The sequence below is a fragment of the Streptomyces sp. NPDC048566 genome (assembly GCF_043199735.1).
Classification (GTDB): Bacteria; Actinomycetota; Actinomycetes; order Streptomycetales; family Streptomycetaceae; genus Streptomyces.
Window position 1 is genome coordinate 14,182 of the sequence record NZ_JBICWL010000026.1, and the last position, 19,794, is coordinate 33,975.

18 protein-coding genes and 1 riboswitch are annotated in these 19,794 nt (G+C 74.7%); of the genes, 11 read left to right on the top strand and 7 right to left on the bottom strand.

Annotation, left to right across the window (positions count from 1 at the left end):
* Positions 1-136: 136 nt before the first annotated feature.
* The gene (thiD, locus tag ACGFS9_RS27670; protein WP_393256933.1) at positions 137-934 is read right to left on the bottom strand and encodes a bifunctional hydroxymethylpyrimidine kinase/phosphomethylpyrimidine kinase; all 798 of its coding nucleotides are present in this window, start codon (positions 932-934) and stop codon (positions 137-139) included.
* Positions 935-1,104: 170 nt separating this feature from the next.
* On the bottom strand, positions 1,105-2,508 hold the full coding sequence (locus tag ACGFS9_RS27675) for a purine-cytosine permease family protein (protein ID WP_393256934.1): 1,404 nt from the start codon (positions 2,506-2,508) through the stop codon (positions 1,105-1,107).
* Positions 2,500-2,594: riboswitch (TPP riboswitch) on the bottom strand. (Overlaps the previous gene by 9 nt.)
* A 236-nt stretch (positions 2,595-2,830) precedes the next feature.
* On the opposite strand from ACGFS9_RS27675, the gene ACGFS9_RS27680 reads away from it, so the two are divergent.
* Both ACGFS9_RS27680 and ACGFS9_RS27685 read left to right on the top strand, forming a co-directional pair.
* Positions 2,831-3,652: an alpha/beta fold hydrolase gene (locus tag ACGFS9_RS27680; protein WP_393256935.1), complete on the top strand. Its 822-nt coding sequence runs from the start codon at positions 2,831-2,833 to the stop codon at positions 3,650-3,652.
* A gap of 109 nt (positions 3,653-3,761) precedes the next feature.
* Positions 3,762-4,688 carry an aldo/keto reductase gene (locus ACGFS9_RS27685; protein ID WP_393256936.1) on the top strand — a complete coding sequence of 309 codons (927 nt, stop codon included), beginning with the start codon at positions 3,762-3,764 and terminating at the stop codon, positions 4,686-4,688.
* Between the two features lie 186 nt (positions 4,689-4,874).
* On the opposite strand, the gene sph is transcribed toward ACGFS9_RS27685, so the two are convergent.
* Positions 4,875-5,870: a sphingomyelin phosphodiesterase gene (gene sph / locus ACGFS9_RS27690; protein ID WP_393256937.1), complete on the bottom strand. Its 996-nt coding sequence runs from the start codon at positions 5,868-5,870 to the stop codon at positions 4,875-4,877.
* 487 nt (positions 5,871-6,357) lie between these two features.
* On the opposite strand from sph, the gene ACGFS9_RS27695 reads away from it, so the two are divergent.
* On the top strand, positions 6,358-6,750 hold the full coding sequence (locus tag ACGFS9_RS27695) for a VOC family protein (protein ID WP_393256938.1): 393 nt from the start codon (positions 6,358-6,360) through the stop codon (positions 6,748-6,750).
* A gap of 73 nt (positions 6,751-6,823) precedes the next feature.
* On the top strand, positions 6,824-7,888 hold the full coding sequence (locus tag ACGFS9_RS27700; protein WP_393256939.1) for an adenosine deaminase: 1,065 nt from the start codon (positions 6,824-6,826) through the stop codon (positions 7,886-7,888).
* Here ACGFS9_RS27700 and ACGFS9_RS27705 read toward each other — a convergent pair.
* Positions 7,876-8,385, bottom strand: a complete 510-nt coding sequence (locus ACGFS9_RS27705) for a DinB family protein (protein WP_393256940.1) — start codon at positions 8,383-8,385, stop codon at positions 7,876-7,878. The genes ACGFS9_RS27700 and ACGFS9_RS27705 overlap by 13 nt on opposite strands.
* 67 nt (positions 8,386-8,452) lie before the next feature.
* On the bottom strand, positions 8,453-9,343 hold the full coding sequence (locus tag ACGFS9_RS27710; protein ID WP_393256941.1) for a LysR family transcriptional regulator: 891 nt from the start codon (positions 9,341-9,343) through the stop codon (positions 8,453-8,455).
* Between the two features lie 244 nt (positions 9,344-9,587).
* Here ACGFS9_RS27710 and mgrA point away from each other — a divergent pair, with 244 nt between their 5' ends.
* Positions 9,588-10,580: an L-glyceraldehyde 3-phosphate reductase gene (gene mgrA, locus ACGFS9_RS27715; RefSeq protein WP_393256942.1), complete on the top strand. Its 993-nt coding sequence runs from the start codon at positions 9,588-9,590 to the stop codon at positions 10,578-10,580.
* Between the two features lie 256 nt (positions 10,581-10,836).
* Here the strand turns inward: mgrA and ACGFS9_RS27720 are convergent, their stop codons facing one another.
* Entirely contained in the window at positions 10,837-11,214 is a 378-nt protein-coding gene (locus ACGFS9_RS27720; RefSeq protein ID WP_393256943.1) for a nuclear transport factor 2 family protein, read from the bottom strand.
* 373 nt (positions 11,215-11,587) lie between these two features.
* Between ACGFS9_RS27720 and ACGFS9_RS27725 the strand changes: the two genes are divergently transcribed.
* From ACGFS9_RS27725 to ACGFS9_RS27740, 4 genes are all read left to right on the top strand, one after another.
* Positions 11,588-11,998, top strand: a complete 411-nt coding sequence (locus ACGFS9_RS27725; protein WP_393256992.1) for a hypothetical protein — start codon at positions 11,588-11,590, stop codon at positions 11,996-11,998.
* Positions 11,999-12,066: 68 nt separating this feature from the next.
* Positions 12,067-14,409 (top strand): FHA domain-containing protein, encoded by a 2,343-nt coding sequence (locus ACGFS9_RS27730; RefSeq protein ID WP_393256944.1) that lies wholly within the window; start codon positions 12,067-12,069, stop codon positions 14,407-14,409.
* Between the two features lie 6 nt (positions 14,410-14,415).
* A complete protein-coding gene (locus ACGFS9_RS27735; protein ID WP_393256945.1) occupies positions 14,416-15,249 on the top strand; it encodes a hypothetical protein in 834 nt (277 codons plus the stop codon).
* A 34-nt stretch (positions 15,250-15,283) separates the two neighbouring features.
* Positions 15,284-16,288, top strand: a complete 1,005-nt coding sequence (locus ACGFS9_RS27740) for a serine/threonine-protein kinase (protein WP_393256946.1) — start codon at positions 15,284-15,286, stop codon at positions 16,286-16,288.
* An 88-nt stretch (positions 16,289-16,376) separates the two neighbouring features.
* Here ACGFS9_RS27740 and ACGFS9_RS27745 read toward each other — a convergent pair whose 3' ends face one another.
* Complete coding sequence (locus ACGFS9_RS27745) at positions 16,377-17,669, bottom strand: streptophobe family protein (protein WP_393256947.1); 1,293 nt, start codon at positions 17,667-17,669, stop codon at positions 16,377-16,379.
* 170 nt (positions 17,670-17,839) lie between these two features.
* Between ACGFS9_RS27745 and ACGFS9_RS27750 the strand changes: the two genes are divergently transcribed.
* Together ACGFS9_RS27750 and ACGFS9_RS27755 are read left to right on the top strand one after the other, a co-directional pair.
* A complete protein-coding gene (locus tag ACGFS9_RS27750; protein WP_393256948.1) occupies positions 17,840-19,138 on the top strand; it encodes a DUF6777 domain-containing protein in 1,299 nt (432 codons plus the stop codon).
* Positions 19,139-19,288: 150 nt separating this feature from the next.
* The gene (locus ACGFS9_RS27755) at positions 19,289-19,783 is read left to right on the top strand and encodes a helix-turn-helix domain-containing protein (RefSeq protein WP_393256949.1); all 495 of its coding nucleotides are present in this window, start codon (positions 19,289-19,291) and stop codon (positions 19,781-19,783) included.
* Positions 19,784-19,794: the final 11 nt, after the last annotated feature.

A 19,794-nucleotide genomic window follows, 5' to 3' on the forward strand; every position in this document is an offset into this window, starting at 1 on the left:
CCGGGTTGTTCACCGCGGCCGCGTCCCGCCGGACGTGCGGCCGTCGGGGCCGGGCGGCACCGCGGCGGGCACACCGCCGCGCGGGACGCGGCGGCCCGTGCGCGCGGGCCGCCGACGCGGACACCCGCGGACCCGTTCACGGGCTTCGGCGCAGCGCCCATCCGTGGTCGACCGGACCGATACCGGCGCCGAGCGGGAATCCGGCCGCGATCGCCGCGGTGACGTACTCCTTGGCCCGCCGTACGGCGTCCGGCACCGCGCGGCCCTCGGCGAGGCCCACCGCGAGTGCCGAGGCCAGGGTGCAACCGGTGCCGTGCGTATGCCGGTTGTCGTGACGCGGCGCCCGCAGCCAGTGCTCGGCCGTCCCGTCGGTCAGCAGGTCGACCGCCTGACCCGGCAGGTGACCGCCCTTGACCAGCACCCAGCGCGGGCCGTACGCCAGCAGCCGGCCCGCGGCCCGCAGCATGCCCGCCTCGTCGGCCACCCGCACGCCCGTCAGCTGCGCCACCTCGTCCAGGTTCGGGGTGGCCACCGTGGCCCTCGGCAGCAGCCGGGTCCGCACCGCGTCGAGGGCGTCCTCCGCCAGCAGCCTGTCCCCGTGCTTGGAGACGCTCACCGGATCGACGACGACGGGCACGTCCGCGTCGGCCAGCAGCTCGGCGACCGTCGAGACCAGCGACGGCGACGCCAGCATGCCGGTCTTCACGGCCTGGACGCCGATGTCGTCGACGACGCTGCGGTACTGCGCGCGCACCGACTCCCCGGTCAGCTCCCAGGCACCCTGCACACCCACGGAGTTCTGCGCCGTGACCGCGGTGAGCACGCTCATCCCGTGGGCGCCGAGCGCCAGCATCGTCTTCAGGTCGGCCTGGATCCCGGCGCCTCCGCCGGAGTCCGATCCGGCGATCGTCAGGACACGGGGCGGCGTGGTCATGAGGGTGTTCCTCTCGGAGTACGGCACCGGTCCCGCCTGCCCGAGGGGCGGACGAACCGGCGCGAGGCGGAGGTCGGGGCCGTGCCGGGACCGGCGCGGCCCGGCGCTGGGGCGTGTCGCGCGCCCCCTCTGCCGCCCTCCGGGCGAACGAGGGACGTCGGCGACACGCCCTAGACCCGGCGGCGGCGCAACCGCAGCGGGGCGTAGAGGACGAGGGCGACGAGGAACGCCACGTAGTACGAGAGATCGGCGCCGTGCAGGGCGGCTGCCACCGGGCCCACGTACAGGCCGGTGTCCATGAACGGGACCGCGGCGGCGAAGGCGCCGGCGAAGGCGAGTACCGGCGGCCCCACGGCAGGACGCCGGGCCGACTCCTCGGCGAGGTCCGGCGGGGCGCCGCCGCGCTCGCGCGCACGCGCCGCCCAGTCCACGCCGACCACCGCGACGAACCCGGGAATCCAGTACCCCACGAACAGCAGGACGTTCTGGAAGCGGGCCGCGGTGTCGGCGGCGTGCATCCACAGGACGAGCGGGAAACCGAGCGCCGCGGCCACGGCGGCGGCCACCGGGCGCGGCATCCGCACCCCCAGCGTCTGGAGGGCCAGCGAACCGCTGTAGTCGTTCATCGCGTTGCTGCACACCGCCGCCAGCGCCACGGCGAGCAGCCCGAACGCGCCGGCCGCCCCGCCGCCCAGCACCCTCTCCACGCCCGCCGCCGTCTGGTCGGTGAGCACGGACGCGCCCCACAGGCCGAGCACCTGCACGGAGACGAACGACGCGACGAGACCGAGCAGCGTGCACCAGAACATCCGGGGGCGCGAGGTGGCGCGCGGCAGGTAGCGGCTGAAGTCACTCGCGTACGGGGCCCAGGACAGCGACAGGCTCAGCGCGACGGTACTGGTGAGCACGAAGGCGCCCGCCCGGTCGGCGCCGTGCGCGGAGCCCGTCGCGGCGGGGTGGACGCCGTCCAGCATGCGCCACGCGATCACCGCGAAGGCGACGGCGAGCACGAAGGTCATCACGATCTGGAGCCGGTGCACCGCTTCGTAGCCGAGGACGCCGAGCGCACCCTGCGCGGCCATCACGACGAGGACGCCGACCCAGAACGGCCAGCCGCACAGCCGTGCCAGCGCGTCCCCGCCGAACAGCCCGATCAGCGCGTCCCAGGCCACCGAGGACGCCCACTGCAACAGCCCGGGAAGCACCACCGCCCTGCCGAACGCAAGCCGTGCCAGGGGGAGTTGACCGATCCCGGTGAGGCTGCCCCAGGTGCACAGCACGGCGGTGGGCAGCGCTCCGACCACCGTCCCGAAGACCACGGCCGCCAGAGCGGTGCGGAAGTCCAGGCCGAGGGCGATGCCGATGGTCCCCGTGAACACACCCGTCATCGTCAGGTTCGGGGCGAACCACACGGTGAACAGCCGCCAGGGCCCGCCGTACCGGTTGGCCTCCGGCACCGGCCCGATGCCGTGGCCCTCCACCCGCAGGTCGCCGGGGGCGGCGGGCATCGCCCCGTCGAAGACGGCCGCCCGTGCGTCGACGGGCAGCCCGTCGGAAACATGCGCCGATGGCATGGAAGACATCCCTCCGCCAGTACGAACTGGTTCAGGTTCGACGGGTGTGATCTCAGCCCTCGGTCGGGGCACCCCGTGTCCGGTACGACGGACACACTAACCCCATCCCCGGGCTCGCGTGCACGGCGGACCCGCGCCCTCCGGCCGCCTGCGCGGACCACCCGGAACCCCGTGCCCCGCCCCCGTACACCTCACCGGACCCGGCCGGGCCGCCTGCAGCGCGCGGTGTGCCGCCCCTCGGTACTGTCGGAGGTGATCGCCGCCCGCTCTCTCGTTCCCGGGCTCCCGGACCCGGGTGGCCGGGCGGAAGGAGGCAGGCGCCGTGACCGTGATCTCCCTGAAGACCGCGCGACTGCGCGAGGGGCCGACCCTTCCGTACGCGGAGGCCGGCTACCCCGGCGGCACCCCGGTCGTGTTCGTGCACGGCCTCGCCGACTCCTGGTGGTCCTTCGAGCCGCTGCTGCGCCGGCTGCCGCCCTCCCTGCACGGGTACGCGCCCACCCAGCGCGGCCACGGAGACGCGGAACGGCCCCCGGACGGCTACGCCCCGGAGGACTTCGCCGCCGACCTCGTCGCCTTCCTCGACGCCGCCGAGATCCCGCGGGCCGTGCTCGTCGGGGCGTCCAGCGGAGGCATAGCCGCCCGCATCGTCGCGGGCAGCCACCCCGACCGCATCGCCGGACTCGCCCTGCTCGGCGTCCCCGCGACCCTCGCCGGCAACGCCGCCGCGGACGCCTGGGCGGAGCGGCTGGACGGCCTCGCCGACCCCGTGCCCCGCGCGTTCGCCGAGGAGTTCGTCGCCGCGATGTCGGCCGGCCCGCTCGCCCGGGGCTTCGCCGAGACGATGGTCGAGGAAGCCGTCAAAGTCCCCGTCCGCGTCTGGCGGGAGACCGCCCACGCGCTGCGCGACACCGACCTGCGCGCGACCCTCGGCGGCATCCTGGTCCCCACCCTGGTGGTCTGGGGGGAACAGGACCCGTTCCTGACCCGCGACGACCAGCAGACGATCCTCGACGCGGTGCACGGAGCGGCCTTCCTCTCCTACGAGGGCACGGGCCACGCCGTCCACTGGGAGCGGCCGGAACGCGTCCTCGCCGACCTCACCGCCTTCGCCACCCGGGTCGCGCCGGCCGGCCCGGCCTGAGCCGCGGGCCGGCGGACCCGGCCCGCGCATCGCCGCCCACGGCCGGCGGGCCGTGCCGCGGTGGCGGCGACCCCGCGCATCCCGCGGGAGCGTGTGCGAGACTGCCGCGATGACCGCAGAGACGATCACCGCGGCCGCCGCGGGCACCTGGACGCTGGGCGATCTCACCGTCAACCGCATCGGTTTCGGGGCCATGCGGCTGACCGGCAGCGCGGCCTTCCACCACGGCACGCCCAGCGAGCGGGACCGCTCGATCACCGTCCTGCGCACGGCGATCGCGTCGGGCGTCGACCACATCGACACCGCGGCCTTCTACTTCTCCGCGCTGCGCTCCGCCAACGAACTCATCAACAGCGCACTCGCCCCGTACCCCGACGACCTGGTCATCGCCACCAAGGTGGGGCCCTTCCGCGACTACTCGGGGGAGTGGGGGACCTCGGCCCGTCCGGACCAACTGCGCGCCCACGTCGAGGAGAACCTGCGCCAGCTCGGCCGTGACCACCTGGACCTCGTGTACCTGCGGCGGATGCGGCAGGCGTCCGTCGCCGAGCACTTCGGCGCCCTCGCCGAACTGCGCGAGGCCGGGCTCGTCCGGCACCTCGGCCTGTCCGACGTCTCGGTCACCCACCTGGAGGAGGCCCGCGTCATCGCGCCCGTGGTCGCCGTCCAGAACCGCTACGGACTCGGCGGCACCACAGAGGCCGACGAGGACCTGCTGCGGGTCTGCGGCGAACTCGGCATCGCCTTCGTGCCGTTCTACGCCATCGCCGGCCGAGGCGGAGAACTGGGCCCGAAGGAGGACCCGACGGACGACGCGGTGCGCGCGGTCGCGGCGGCGCACGGCGCGAGCCCCGCGCAGGTCCGCATCGCCTGGACCCTGCGGCGCGGCCCGCACGTGCTCGCGATCCCCGGCACGGGCGACCCGGACCACCTGGCGGAGAACATCGCGGCGGGCGCCCTGCGCCTGACGGACGAGGACCTCGCCCGCCTCGACGCGTCGCAGGCGGACCCGGCCGGCGGGTCCGGGACCCGATGAGGCGGGCCCCGGACGCGCCGCACCGACGCGGGCGGCGGGGCTAAGCCACGGCTGCCCGGTGCCCGGTGCCCCGTGCCCGTTGCCCGTTCCCGGGGCGCCGGACGCCGGCGACGGGCCGGCCGGCGAGGGGCGCCTCGCACGAGCCGGCGGCCGGGCCCCGCGGAAGGGACCGGCCGATCCGCCCGCTCAGCCGGCGTAGGCCCTCAGCGGGTAGTGGTCCGAGAGGTTCGTGTACGTGTAGTCGGTGCCCCAGCTCGACACCGTCCAGGGCGCGCACCGCTCCTGCACGACCTCGTTCTTCCAGACGGCGGGACGCGCGTGACCGGCCCGGTGCAGCACGTGGTCGAGATCCTCGCGGGGGTCGTCCGGATAGCGGTCGTGCGCGATCGAGTTCTCCCGGGTGTCGAAGGAGTACGGATGCCCGGTGCGCTCGTCGGCGCCCACCAGGCCTGCGTCCGCGAGCATCGAGGAGTACTCCGCGCTCCGCGAGTCGACGTTCATGTCGCCCGCCACCAGCACCTGTTCGTCGGCCGGGATGTGCCGGGCGTCGAGGAACGCGTCGATGGCGCGGAACTGCCGGGCGCGCACCGCGGCGGCCTCGCCCGCGCCGCAGCCGGGGTCCGTCGACTGGGCGTGCGTGCCGACGACGTGCACCCGCACGCCGTTCACGTCCAGCACCACGTAGGCGAATCCCTTGTCGGACCACCAGTCCGAGCCGCAGGCGTCCTTGTACACGTACTGTTCCCGGTGCAGGATCGGCCACTTGCTCAGGACGGTCACCCCGCCGTCCTCGGGTGTGGCCGAGGAGTAGGCGCCGCCCGTGGCGTCCCAGCCGCTCCTGCCGCGGCCCACCACGGGGGTCTGGTACGGGTACTCGGCCGCCGCGGCGCTCTTCAGCGCGTCCGAGGTCGTGTTGTCGAAGGCCTCCTCCAGCACCACGACGTCGTTGCCGCGAAAGAACGAGGTCTTCGGGATCTCGGCCGCCCGGTGCTGCTGGCCCCAGTTCGGATAGAGGCTCCGGCTCATGAGGAAGACGTTGTAGGTGAGCACGCTCAGCGAGGGCGTCGTCCCGCTCGCGGGGGCGGAGGCCGACGCCGGCGGCGCGCCGACGAGCAGCGCGGCGGTCAGCGACGACGCGAGGGCGGCAGCGCACCGCGCACGGCGCGGTGAGGAGTGCGGCACTGGGGCTCCCTGGGGGTGAGGGGGGTCGGTGTGGCGCCGCACATCCCATCATTCGGGACTACCCCCTGGTAACTCCCGTGCAGGGAAAGGATGTCGAGGAGAAGTACGTCCGGCGACCACCGCCGGGACGGTCCGCGCGCCGACGCGGCGTCGGCCGAGCAGCTCGTACCGGAACGGCGCGGTGCTCGTCCGGGCGTGCTCAGCCCGCCATGCTCGGCCGACGCCGACGCCGACGCCGACGCCGACGCCGACGCCGCCTCTGTGTGTGTGCCTCCGTTCGAAGCGGCCGTGCCCGGCCGGGCACGCCCCCGTCACCCCACCGCCCCCGTCACCCCACCGCCCTCGGCGGCCCGCCCGCCGGTGAGCGGGCACGTGCCGGGGAAGACGACGGCGCGCGGCCGGGGCGAGGGTGGCGGACGGGAGGGGTTCCGGAGCACTTGACGGGATGCCGTACGCTACGTGTTACGTATAACTCCGGAGAGGTCCGATGAGACGCATCGCACTGGTCACCCTGGTCGTGGACGACTACGACGAGGCGATCCGCCACTACACCGAAGCCCTCGGGTTCCGGCTGGCCGAGGACGCCCCCCGGCCCGACGGCTCCCGCTGGGTCGTCGTCGAGCCCGGCAGCGCGGGCGGTGGGACCGGGCTGCTGCTCGCCCGCGCCCGCGGCGACGCGCAGCGCGGCCGGATCGGCGACCAGACCGGCGGCCGGGTCGGCTTCTTCCTCCACACCGACGACTTCGCCCGCGACCACGCCCGGATGCTCGCCGCCGGCGTGACCTTCCTGGAGGAGCCCCGCCACGAGCCGTACGGGTCCGTGGCCGTCTTCCAGGACCTCTACGGCAACCGCTGGGACCTGCTCCAGCCCGCGGAGTGAGCCCCGCCCTCCGCCGCCCGACCTCCCCGCTCCGCTCCTTCCGCTCCGAACGACCTGCCGAGGAACTCCGCACATGACCGCGTCCCGCATCGACATCGACACCATCCGCCGGCTCCCCAAGGCGGTGCTGCACGACCACCTCGACGGCGGTCTGCGCCCGGCCACGCTGGTCGAGCTGGCCGGGGCCGTCGGCCACGCCCTTCCGACCACCGACCCGGAGGAACTGGCCGCGTGGTACTACGAGGCCGCCAACTCCGGCGACCTGGTGCGCTACATAGCCACCTTCGAGCACACCCTCGCCGTGATGCAGTCCCGCGAGGGCCTGCTGCGCACGGCCGAGGAGTACGTGCTCGACCTCGCCGAGGACGGAGTCGTGTACGGCGAGGTGCGGTACGCGCCCGAGCTCATGGTGAACGGCGGGCTGACGCTGCCCGAGGTCGTGGAGGCCGTCCAGGAGGGGCTCGCCGCCGGCATGGCGAAGGCCGCCGCCGCGGGCACCCCGGTACGGGTCGGCACCCTGCTGTGCGGGATGCGGATGTTCGACCGCACGCGGGAGATCGCCGACCTCGCGGTGGCCTACCGGGACGCCGGCGTGCTCGGGTTCGACATCGCGGGCGCCGAGGACGGCTTCCCGCCCGCCGACCACCTGGCGGCCTTCGAGCACCTGCGCAGCGAGAGCGTCCCGTTCACCATCCACGCCGGTGAGGCGCACGGGCTGCCCAGCATCCACCAGGCACTCCAGGTGTGCGGCGCCCAGCGCATCGGGCACGGTGTCCGGATCACCGAGGACATCGTGGACGGCAAGCTCGGCCGACTGGCCGGCTGGGTCCGCGACCGCCGCATCGCGCTGGAGATGTGCCCCACCTCCAACCTCCAGACGGGCGCCGCCCGGTCCATCGCCGAGCACCCCATCACGGCCCTGCGCGACCTCGGCTTCCGCGTCACGCTGAACACCGACAACCGCCTGGTCTCGGGCACCACGATGACGCGCGAGATGGCCCTGCTCGTCGACGAGGCGGGCTGGGGCCTGGACGACCTGCGCACGGTCACGGTGAACGCGGTCAAGAGCGCGTTCATCCCCTTCGACGAGCGCCGGGCGCTCATCGAGGACGTCGTACTCCCGGGCTACGCGCGCTGAAGCAGTCCGCGGACGTAGGCGGCCTGTCCGACGTGCTGGAGATCGTCGGACAGGACGCTGACCAGGCGCACCCCGAGGGTGACGGCCGGGTCCCAGCGGTCGTCGACGACGCGGTCCAGGTCCTCACCGGTCAGGGTGCCGAGGAACGCCAGCGTGCGGTCCCGGACGGCGTCGTGGTAGCCGGCGAGCAGCTCGCCCGACACGCCCCGGACCCGCGCGACCCGGTCGGTGGTGTGGCCGTACCCGGTGTCCCGCGGGGGCAGGTCGAGAGCGAACCGCTCCGACCAGTCGCCGCTCAGCCAGACCTGCGGGGTCCCGGCGGCGTCGGCCACGTGGTCGTCCTGGATGCGGGTGAGGTGCCAGACCAGCCAGGAGATCGAGTTGGCCGTCCCACCGGGGCGGGCGTCGAGGTCCTCGGGCGCGAGGCCCTCGACAACGGCGTGGACTTCTTCGCGGATGCGGCCGAACGCGTCGATGAGGATGTCCTGTGAGTGCATCACTCCACCATCGCCCATCCCGCCCGGGCCCGCGTCCGCCCGGGCCCCGCGTCCGCCGCGTGCGGTGTCAGTCCTGACCCCCGGGGCCGAGCAGGGCCATGAGGGCCCGGGCGGCCGGGCTCGTGGCCTGCGGCGGGGGCAGCATCGCCACCGTCTCGTACGAGGTCTCCGCAGCGCCCTTGAACGGCAGGGCGGCGAGCCCGTCCGCCTCCCGCTTGAGGCCGAAGTGGCGCGGGACGACCGCGATGCCGAGGCCCTCGCGGACCAGCTCCAGCAGGCTGTGCACGTCGTTGACCTCCAGGGCGACCGTGCGCCGCACCCCGGCCGCCGCGAACGCCGCGTCCGTGACGCGCCGCGGACCCCAGTCCGGGTGGAAGTCGACGAAGTCCTGCCCGCCCAGTTCCTCGGGCGTGACCGCGCAGGCCGCCGCGAGGGCGTTCTCCGGGTGGCACAGCACCGTCATCGGCTCACCGGCCAGCGGCACCGAGCGCAGGTGGTCGGAGTCCGCCCGGGTCCGTACCGCGAACGCCAGGTCGAGGCGGCCGGCCGCGACCTCCTCGGCGAGCGCCTCCGCACCCGCCTGGCGCAGCCGGATCTCCACGTCGGGATGCCGGCGGCGGAACGCGGCGAGCAGGGTGGCGCAGTGGACGCCCGCGATGCACTGCTCGGTGCCGAGGGCGAGCGTGCCGCGCAGCACCCCCTGCACGGCGGCCACCGCGTCGTGCGCCGAGCGGACTTGGGCGAGGATCCGCTCCGCCTCGACCAGCAGCGCCCGCCCGGCCTCCGTGAGGGTGACCCGGCGGGTGGTCCGGACGAACAGGGGCGCCTGGAGTTCGCGTTCCAGCGACCGGATCGACGAGGAAAGGCCCGACTGCGAGACCATCAGCCGCTCGGCCGCCCGGGTGAAGTGCTGGTCCTCGGCGACGGCGACGAAGTGCTGGAGGTGACGCAGTTCCATGGGGCACAAGGGTAGACGGCCGGTTGGTACGGCCCCGGACCGATCCCGCCCGCGCTCCCGGGGCGGCGCGGGCGCGGCGGGCGGCCGGTTCGCGGCGCGCCGTCCCGGCGGTGGGTGTCGGGCAGGCCGGGAGCCGACGGATTGAGCGGTTGGACCGCTCAATCCCATCCGATCCTGCTGTTGGACCGATCCCCGGCGGGCGCGCGAGAGTGGAGTCCCCGTTCCCGGCCCCCTGGAGCACGCGTTGTACACCCCCGCCCCCGACCGCTACGCGGACATGCCCTACCGGCGCACCGGGCGCAGCGGCCTCAGGCTCCCCGCGCTGTCGCTCGGACTATGGCACAACTTCGGGCCGGACCGGCCGGCGGAGACCCAGCGGGCCATCCTGCGCCGGGCCTTCGACCTGGGCGTCACGCACTTCGATCTGGCGAACAACTACGGCCCGCCGCCCGGCGCCGCCGAGTCCGCCCTCGGGGACGCCCTGCGGACCGACTTCGCGCGCCACCGCGACGAACTGGTCGTCTCCACGAAGGCCGGCTACCTCATGTGGCCCGGCCCGTACGGCGAATGGGGTTCGCGCAAGCACCTGCTGTCCTCGCTCGACCAGAGCCTGGGCCGCCTCGGCCTGGACCACGTGGACATCTTCTACTCGCACCGCCCCGACCCGGACACCCCCCTGGAGGAGACGATGGGTGCCCTGCACTCGGCGGTCCGCCAGGGCAAGGCGCTCTACGTCGGCGTCTCCAACTACTCGGCCGAGCAGACCCGCGAGGCCGCCCGCATCCTGGCCGATCTCGGCACGCCCCTGCTCATCCACCAGCCGCGCTACTCGATGCTGGACCGGCGGCCGGAGGAGGAGGGGCTGCTGGACACGCTCGACGAACTGCGCGTGGGGTCCATCGCCTACTCGCCGCTGGAGCAGGGCCTGCTCACCGGCCGCTACCTCAACGGCATCCCCCGGGACTCGCGGGCCGCGGGCGACAGCCCGTTCCTCAGCGCGGACACGGTCACCGGGGAACTCGTGGACCGGCTCCGCGCGCTGAACGAGATCGCCGCAACCCGCGGCCAGTCCCTCGCCCAGACAGCGCTGGCCTGGGTCCTGCGCGGCGGCCGGGTGACCTCCGCGCTGATCGGGGCGAGCAGTCCGCGGCAGCTGGAGGACAGCGTCGCGGCGGTCGGCAACCTGGACTTCGACGCGGACGAGCTCGCCCGCATCGACGCCCTGGTCAAGCCGTAGGACCCTCCCCGGGCCGGACCGGACCGGACCGGACCGCGACCCGGCGCGCGGCGCCGGTGCCCCCGCACCACGGCCCGCCGCAGCGTCCGGCGCCGGTGCGGCGGCCCCGGCTGACCGCGTCCCGGCCGTGGAGCGGGGGCGGCTCGCGCGGGGGCGAGCGGTTACCGGTGGCCGCCCGGGTCCTGCCGTGCCCCGGCGGCCGGGCCGCGCGGTCCTCCTCGGCCGCGCATTCCGGCCGCCGCGGTGCCCGCCCCGCTCAGACGGCCGGCACGCGGTCCAGGAAGCCGTGCACACTGCGGATGCGACCGTGGTCGTCCAGGACCACCACGTCGAAGCCGGCGACCGGGGCCGAGCCGTCGGCCTCGGAGACCAGCTCCCAGGCGAAACGGGCCGTGTCGTGATGCCCGTCGACGGTGCCCAGCTGTTGGAACACGTATCCCGGGAACTGCTCGCGGGCGGCCGTGATCACGGCCGCGATGCCGTCGTGTCCCCGTGCGTCGGCGAGCGGGTCGGTGTACCGGCCGTCCGGGGCCCACGCGGCGGCGACCGCCTTCGCGAGCGCGTCCGGCGCGCCCGTGTTCCAGGCGTCCAGGTAGCGGGTGACGGCGGTCGTGTAGCGGTCGGAGCGGGACATGGTGAACCAGCCTCCATCGAGGGACGTATCCGTGGTCGGAACCGATCCGCGTCCCGGCGCCCGTCGTGCCGCTCCGGTCCGCGTGGTGACCAGCCTGACGGGGGTCCCGCCGGCGGTCGATTACCTCGCGGGTCATGGCCGTCGCGGGCCCCCGATGCCGGCCGGCCGACGGCCGGTTCCGTTTCGGCCAAGAGCCACCCGGAATATGCCAGGAGACTGGCTGGAATCGCATGGTGACAGAGTGTCAAGAGTGGCGATACTCAAGTGACAGGGTGATGCAGTCACGCCCTGGCACCGTGACGGTGCCGTGCACATGAGCCGCAGGGAAAGCGAGGCCGGACCGGCGACGAGCGACGCCTATGGGGGAACGATCGTGCACGACGAATTCCTGTGCCACGTCACCGCGTACGGAGTATGCGGAGGTCGGCGCGTCGGCGTACCCCTCGGCACCTACCGCGCTCCCACGCTGGCGCTCGCCCTGTGGTGGATGCGGGACCGCGCGGCCTGGATGGCCGAGCGGCTCGACCCGCAGCCCGAGGACTCCACCTTCCCGCCCGGCGCGATCGCACCGGTGGGGGAGGGGGTGCCCGACGTCCCCTCCATGCTCCGCGCCTGGTGCGGTGACACCAGTCAACAGGAGCTGGTGGCGGAGGAGTTGGCGGCGGGAAAGCTCGTCCGCGTCTCCACGAGCGACGACACCACCGAGTACGAGCTGCTCGCCGAATCGGTCGACGCGCTGCGCATGCACCGCACCGCCGCCGCCCTCGGTGTCCCGGCCGCCTGACGTCCCGCACGCGGCGCCCGTCCCGTCCCGGGCAGGCACGGACAGGGGCGAATAGCTAGAATTCAGGCATGGCAGAGAGGCCGCTCGCGGCGACTGCACCCGAGCTCGTCCTCGAAACCGAGGCGGGCTCGACGGTGATGAGTCCGGGCCACGACTACCACGTCGGCCGTGATCCGCTGTGCGACATCGTGATCGACGACGTCCGGGTCTCGTGGCACCACGCCGTGCTGCGGCCCGACTCCGGCCACTGGACGCTGGAGGACGAGAACAGCACCAACGGCACGTACGCCGACGGCCGCCGCATCCACGAATGGGGCGTCGGGCCCGGCAGCGTCATCCGCTTCGGCAGTCCCGCCGACGGCCCGCGCGCCGTCCTCGTCGGCCGCCCGCCTCCGGTCGTCGAACGCCCCTCGGCCGTCTCCGTGCCCGCCGCGACCGGCACGTTCCGCCGGCCGACCACGGTCCGGCCGCTGCCGTCCCGCACCGTCCGGATCGGCCGCGGCGGCGACAACGACCTCGTGGTGGACGACCTGATCGTCTCGCGGCACCACGCCGAGCTGCTCGCCCGCCCGGACGGCAGCTACGAGATCGTCGACCTCGGCAGCCACAACGGCACGTTCCTCAACGGCCAGCCCGTCGACCGCGCTCCGGTCACTCAGGGTGACATCGTGGGCATAGGTCACTCCGCGTTCTGTCTCGTCGGCGACGAACTCCAGGAGTACGTCGACAGCGGTGAGGTCTCCCTCGACGTGCAGGACCTCGTCGTCGAGGTCGACCGGGGCCGCAAGACGCTGCTGGACGACGTGTCGTTTCCCGTCGGCGAGAAATGCCTCCTTGCGGTCGTCGGCCCGAGCGGTGCCGGAAAGTCCACCCTGCTGAACGCGCTGACCGGTCAGCGGCCCGCCGACCACGGCACCGTCCTCTACGACGGCCGCGACCTGTACCGCGACTACGCCGAACTGCGCCAGCGCATCGGCCTGGTCCCGCAGGACGACATCCTGCACGCCCAGCTCACCGTCCGCCGGGCCCTCGGCTACGCCGCCGAGCTGCGCTTCCCGCAGGACACCGCCAAGGAGGAGCGGCGGGCCAGGGTCGAGGAGGTGATCGGCGAACTGGGGCTGGAGCAGCGGGCCGACCAGCCCATCCACAGCCTCTCCGGCGGCCAGCGCAAGCGCGTCAGCGTCGCCCTGGAACTGCTGACGAAACCGTCCCTGCTCTTCCTCGACGAGCCGACCTCCGGCCTCGACCCCGGCATGGACCGGTCGGTCATGCACATGCTGCGCGGGCTCGCCGACGACGGCCGCACGGTCATCGTCGTCACCCACAGCGTGCTGAGCCTGGACGTCTGCGACCGGCTCCTGGTCCTGGCCCCCGGAGGCCGGATCGCCTACTACGGACCGCCGGACGACACCCTCGCCTTCTTCGGGTACCGGCAGTGGCCCGAGGCGTTCGAGGCCTTCGAGCGGGACACCGACCGGAACTGGGCGGGGGAGTACCGGGACTCGCCCTTCCACCGCCAGTACGTCGACAACTCCACCTCGCAGCCCCGGCGCGCCGACGACACCGCCGCCGCCGCGGTCGGACCACCCCCCAAGGCGCAGAGCTGGGGTGCCCAGCTCCGCACCCTGGTGCGCCGGTACGCCGCCGCGCTCGGCGCCGACCGGACGTTCCTCGCCATCATGATCGCGCTGCCCTTCGTCATGGGCGCGATGGCCCGGGCGCTGGCCGGCAGCAGGCTGACGCAGGAGACGGCGATGAACGCGCTGCTCATCCTGTGCGTCGGCGGCGTCCTGACCGGAGCGGCCAACGCCGTACGGGAACTGGTCAAGGAACGCGTCATCTACCAGCGAGAACGGGCCGTCGGCCTGTCCAGATCGGCGTACCTGATGTCCAAGGTCGTCGTGCTCGGCACCATCACCGTGCTCCAGGCCGTCGTGCTCACGCTCGTCGCCCTGTACGGCGTCGACCTCAACGCCCCCGGCGGCGAGGGGGTCCTGATGCCACCGCTCGTCGAGATCACCCTGGCGGTGGCGCTGCTCGCCTTCACCGCGATGATGCTGGGCCTCCTCGTCTCCGCGCTGGTGCGCAAGGAGGAGGTCACGATGCCGCTGCTGGTGCTCCTCGCCATCGTCCAGGTGGTGTTCTGCGGGGCCCTGCTGAAGCTGCACGGCGTGCCCGGCCTGGAGCAGCTGTCCTGGCTGATCCCCTCCCGCTGGGCCCTTGGCGCCATGGCGGGCACCATCGGCCTCGCCCGGATCGTGCCCGGCGAACTCACCGGCGATCCGCTGTTCCGGCACTCGACGGGCGTCTGGCTGCTGAACATGGGCATGCTGGTCGTGCTCTCCGTCTTCTTCGGCTACCTGGTCGCCCGGCTGCTGCGGCGGCACGAGCCCGCCGTCATGCGGAAGTAGGCGCCGATGACGAGCCCCGCCTTCCGCCCCACGCACGTCGTGCCGCAGGACGGCCTTCCCGCCTGGGAGTCCCCCGACCCGTCCCGGCCCACGGCCGCGCTGGACGCGCTGCTGCCCGTCCAGCTCGTCGACCGCCTCGGCGACTGGGCGCGGATCGTGTGCGCGAACGGCTGGTCCGCGTGGGTCGACGGCCGGCTGCTGGTCGGCGTACCGCAGACGCCGCCCGCCGCGACCGGGCCGGTCACCCGCACCGCCGACCCGCGCCCGTTGCTGGCGCAGGTGGAGGAGGCCCTCGCCCGGTACCGCGAGGCTGCGGGGGAACTGGCTTCCGGACGGCTCGACGGGGAGGAGTTCCGGGCCCGGACACAGGGCCGGCGGATCGGCGTGGTCGTCGACGGCGAGTCGATGTGGCTGTACGACGGCGCGCACGAGCGCTGGGTGTACTGCGACGGGGCGCGGTTGAGCACCTTCGCGGCCGAGCGCAGCCCCGGTACCGCACCCCGTGCGCCCGCGCCGGAGACGCCCGGCGGGCCGGGGGAGCCGGATGCGGCGCTCGGGTCCGCCCCGGGTCCGCCGCCCGTGAAGCCGCCGCCACCGGCCCGGCCGGCCGGGCCGGAATCCGAGCCCGCCGCCTCCGGGCCCGGGCCTGACCCCGAGCGGCGGCCCGCCCCGGACCGCGGCCACGAGCCGACCCGGGTCGTGGCCGAGGAGCCTGCGGAGGAGAGCGGGCCGGCCCGCGGCCGCCGGGACGAGGAGACGCGGGCCGTACCGGAAGCCGCCCCCGGCGGGCACGAGCCCACCCGGGTGGTCGCCTTCGACGACGAGGCGGACCGGTCCTGATGGCGGGCCCCCGCCGCACGGACGGTGACGGCTGATGACGGACGACGGGTCCCGGCGGGAGACCAGCCCGTTCGCCGGACGGCCCTCCGACCTGATCGGGCGGCGCATCGCGGGCTACCGCATCGAGCGGGAGATCGGCCGCGGCGGCATGGCCGTCGTCTATCAGGCCAAGGACCTGCGGCTGGACCGGACCGTCGCCCTGAAGCTGCTCGCCCCGGAACTCGCCCGCAACGACACCTTCCGCGGCCGGTTCACCCATGAGTCGCGGGTGGCGGCGGCCATCGACCACCCGCACATCGTTCCGGTGTTCGAAGCTGGCGAGACCGACGGCGTCCTGTACATCGCCATGCGCTACGTCGCCGGCCGCGACCTGCGGCACCTCCTCGACCGGGAAGGGCCCCTGTCGGTCACCGTGGCCGCACGCATCGCCCTCCAGGTCGCCTCGGCGCTCGACGCGGCCCACGACCACGGGCTCGTCCACCGGGACGTGAAGCCGGGCAACATCCTGGTCGCCCAGGGCACCGACAGCGACCACCCCGAGCACGTCTACCTCACGGACTTCGGGCTGACCAAGAAGTCGCTGTCGCTGACCGGATTCACCAGCGTGGGCCAGTTCGTCGGCACCCTCGACTACGTGGCGCCCGAACAGATCTCCGGCAAGCCGGTCGACGGCCGGTGCGACGTCTACAGCCTCGGCTGCGTCGTCTACGAGACCATGGCGGGGCGCCCGCCCTTCCAGCGCGACGACGACATGGCGCTGCTGTGGGCCCACCAGTACGACCAGCCGCCGGCGCTGACCGCGAAGCGCCCCGACATCCCGGACGAGGTGGACGCGGTCCTCGCCCGGGCACTGGCGAAGAGTCCGGAGGACCGCTACGACTCCTGCCTCGGCTTCGTCGGCGCACTGCGCTCCGCCGCCCGCGGGGCGGCGACCGGCGGCGGGGGGCCGCTCGCCGCCACCGGGGCGCCGGCCGCCGGCGGTCCTCCCGGCCCGCCCCCGGGCGCCCCCGGCTGGGCCCGGCCGGTGTTCCGCTCCTGACCGCACGCTCCCGACCGCGCACCCGGCGCGGGCGGCCGGGTGCGCACCGGGGCGCGGGTGGGGGCGGGGGCGGCGGACCGGCGGCCGGTCAGCGGGCCGGGACCTCGCCGCCCCGCCGCACCCGCCGGGCGAGGAGGGCGCCGAGGAAGCCGCCGACGAGTCCCCACAGCACCGCGAAGCCGAGCGCACCCCCCACCCGCGGCGTGAGCTGCACCTCGCCCTTCAGCCCCCCGCCGATGTCGCCGAGGCCGAGGATGGACAGGCCGTAGTGCGCCGACAGGCGGCCGACGAGACAGATCGTCAGGACCGTGAGCGCCAGCGCGAGGGCCAGGTGGAGCGCGTGCTGCCAGGAGCGCGTCCGGGCCGGTGAGCGCGCCGCGGCCAGGAAGGCGACACCGAGCACGAGCACCGCGTCGACGGCCACCAGCCACCAGACCCGCCCGTCCTGGGCGGCGAGGCTGCGCAGGTTCAGCGTGGAGACGTCCGGCGTGCGCAGGACCTCGTCCAGCAGGCGCGGCATGGGCAGCCCGAAGGGCCCGTCGACACGTCCGTTCCAGGTGGCGCCCAGCCCGATCGTGAACACCGGCCACACGAGGTTGGGCAGACCGAGCAGCAGCACGGCGAACGTCTCCCGCGCGTGCCCGCGGGTCGCGGCGACCACCAGCCCGACGACCAGGCCGATGCCGACACACGCAAGCAGCAGGACCACCATGGCGTAGGCGGCCGGGCGCACCGACTCCTGGAAGCGCAGCAGGCGCGGAGGCAGCGGCGCGCCCCGCGACACCAGCAGCGCGACGACGAACACGCCCGCCAGCCACAGCAGTCCGAAACCGATCGTCGGCCCCGTCTCCGCCCGGAAACCCACCCTCGGTGTCGCGCCGAACAGGTCGCCGATGGCGCCGATGGTGCCGTCGCCGAGGGACACCGTGAAGTCCTGCCGTGCGGCGAGCGTCAGGCCGACCAGGGCGAGTACCCACAGCAGCGCGATCCGCCCGGCCCACCCGGCCAGTTCCGCTGTGCCGGCGACGGCGCGGTGCCGCAGGGGCCGCAGGAAGCCCGCGGCGAGCACCACGACCCCGACGAGCGTCACCGACAGCGGTACCACCGTCAGCCCGGCCCTGGTGTCGGCGATCGCCCCGGCGTCCCCGGTGAACGTCAGGGTGCCGCCGACCGCGCTCACGACGGTCGCGGCCACCACCCGCGGATAGGCGTTGTCGGGCAGCTCCGTGGCTCCGGACGCCCACAGCCCGAGGGCCGCGACGACTCCCATGGCGACCAGGCCCGCCAGCACGGCCGCGAGGGCCTGGAGCCAGCCGTGCCGGGCCGCCCTGCGGCCACCACGGCGGTCGGTCTGCCGGTCGGACGGTGTCTGCGCACTCACACCGCCACGCTAGGCAGCCGCGGCACGTTCCGCCCCCCGGGTGGGCCGACCGCGTCGGCTTGCGGGCGGATGCGGACCGGAGCACACAATGGGGTCGTCGCGGAACATGAGGGCGCACAACGGTGGAAAACACCGCGTCGTGACGCCCCCTCCACCGGGAAGAGGAGCTCGTGAGCGTCGAACCGCCGTCCTCCGGCCGTCCCACCGGCCCGCCCTCGGGGCCGCTGTCGGGTCCCTCGCAGCCCGGTCCCACCGAACCGAGCCCCACCCAGCCGAGCGGCAGCCCGCCCTCCGGCCCGCCCAGCGGCGCCTCCGGTGCGGGCGGGTCGGGACCCGGCGGCCCCGGCCCGGGTGACGGGGCGGGCGGCGGCCCGGGCGAACCTCCCGGGCCCGGCGACTCCGCGGGACCGGGCGGCAGCGGCGGGGGACCCGGCCGGCCCTGGTGGAAGTCCGCGCCGCGCGTCGCGCTCATCACCGGCCTCGTCGCTGCGGCGGTGATCCTCGGCGTCGTCTTCACCGGAGGGGGCGGCGACGGCGGCGGCGGGACGGGGACGGGCCGGACCCAGAACGCCGGCAGCGAGGTCTTCCTCCAGTCCGCCGACACGACGGGACCCGAACCCTTCACCGAGTCGACCGCGAAGGACAGTTCCATCGCGCCGCGGACGCCGACCGCGCCCGGCTCCTCCGAGCCGTCCAACGTGACCCGCGCCGTCGACGGCTCCGCGCCCGGTCTCTACGGGGGCACCCGGGACGTCGCGAGCTGCGACGTGGAGCAGCAGATCACAGCCCTGTCCGCCGACCCCGCGAAGAACAAGGCGTTCGCCTCCGTGGAGGGCGTCCAGCCGTCCGCGGTCCCCGCCTACCTGCGCTCCCTGACCCCCGTACAGCTGCGCATGGACACCCGTGTCACCAACCACGGCTACCGCGACGGCCGTCCCACCGCGTACCAGGCCGTCCTCCAGGCCGGGACGGCCGTCCTGGTCGACGCGCACGGCGTCCCCCGGGTCCGCTGCGCCTGCGGCAACCCGCTCCTGGCACCGGTGCCGCAGAAGGGCACCCCGAAACCGACCGGGGACAGCTGGCCCGGCTACCGGCCGCAGAACGTCGTGGTCGTCGAGCCGTCGAAGACGGTCGTGGAGGTGTTCGTCATCTTCGACCCCGAGACCGGCGAGTGGATCGCCCGGCACACCGGCGCCGACACCCGGCGCGACGAGAAGACCGAGCCGCCGCCCAACCCGTCGCCCTCGGTGAGCGATTCGACCTCCGCGTCCCCCTGCGTGCCGGGTGCTGACTGCCCGCCCTCGTCGGCCGCCCCCGACAGCTCGTCGCCCTCCGCCCCCTCCTCGCCGCCGTCCTCACAGGCGCCCGAGCCCCCTTCCAGCGCGCCTGCGTCCCCCGCGACCGAGTCCGCGCCGGCCTCGGGTTCTGCCGCCGCGGACCTCACCCCTCCGTCCTCCCCGGCCTCCTAGACCCCTCCGGTTCAGAACGGCCGGCGACACGGACCCCGGCGGCGGAGAAGCCGCCGGGGTCCGTGTCGCCGGACCCGGCCGCGTGCCGAATTCACCGAGAGCGCAACGCAGACGGCTTCTCCCGCGGCCCGGCGCTCCTAGTCTGAGAGCGTGAGCGACCACGTGCCGAACGAAGCCCGCGCCATCCCGCCGCGCCCGGTTCCGGCCCGGCGGCCGGGAGCCGTCCCCGGTCTCCGCCCGCTGCGGACCCCGGCGGCCGGTGGCCCGCCCGCCCGGTCACCCGCGGGCCACCGGCCGCCCCAGGGGCGGCCGGCACCGGCAGGTCGCGCTGCCCCGGAGCCGCTGTGGCGGGACCTGGTCGGTGACGTCCTGCGGCGCGAGCGGCTCGCGCAGGAGCGCACACTCCAGGACGTGGCCGACGCGGCACGCATCTCCATGCCCTACCTGTCGGAGGTGGAACGCGGCCGCAAGGAGGCGTCCTCGGAGGTCCTCGCCGCCGCCGCGCGCGCCCTCGGACTGGGGCTCACCGATCTGCTGTCGCTGGCCCAGCGGCAGTTGGCCGGACCCCCCTCCATGCGAGGCATGTCCGGCCGGGACCGCTCCGCCCCGGCCTCCCGCCGCGACGGCATGTGCCTCGCCGCCTGACGACTCCGCGG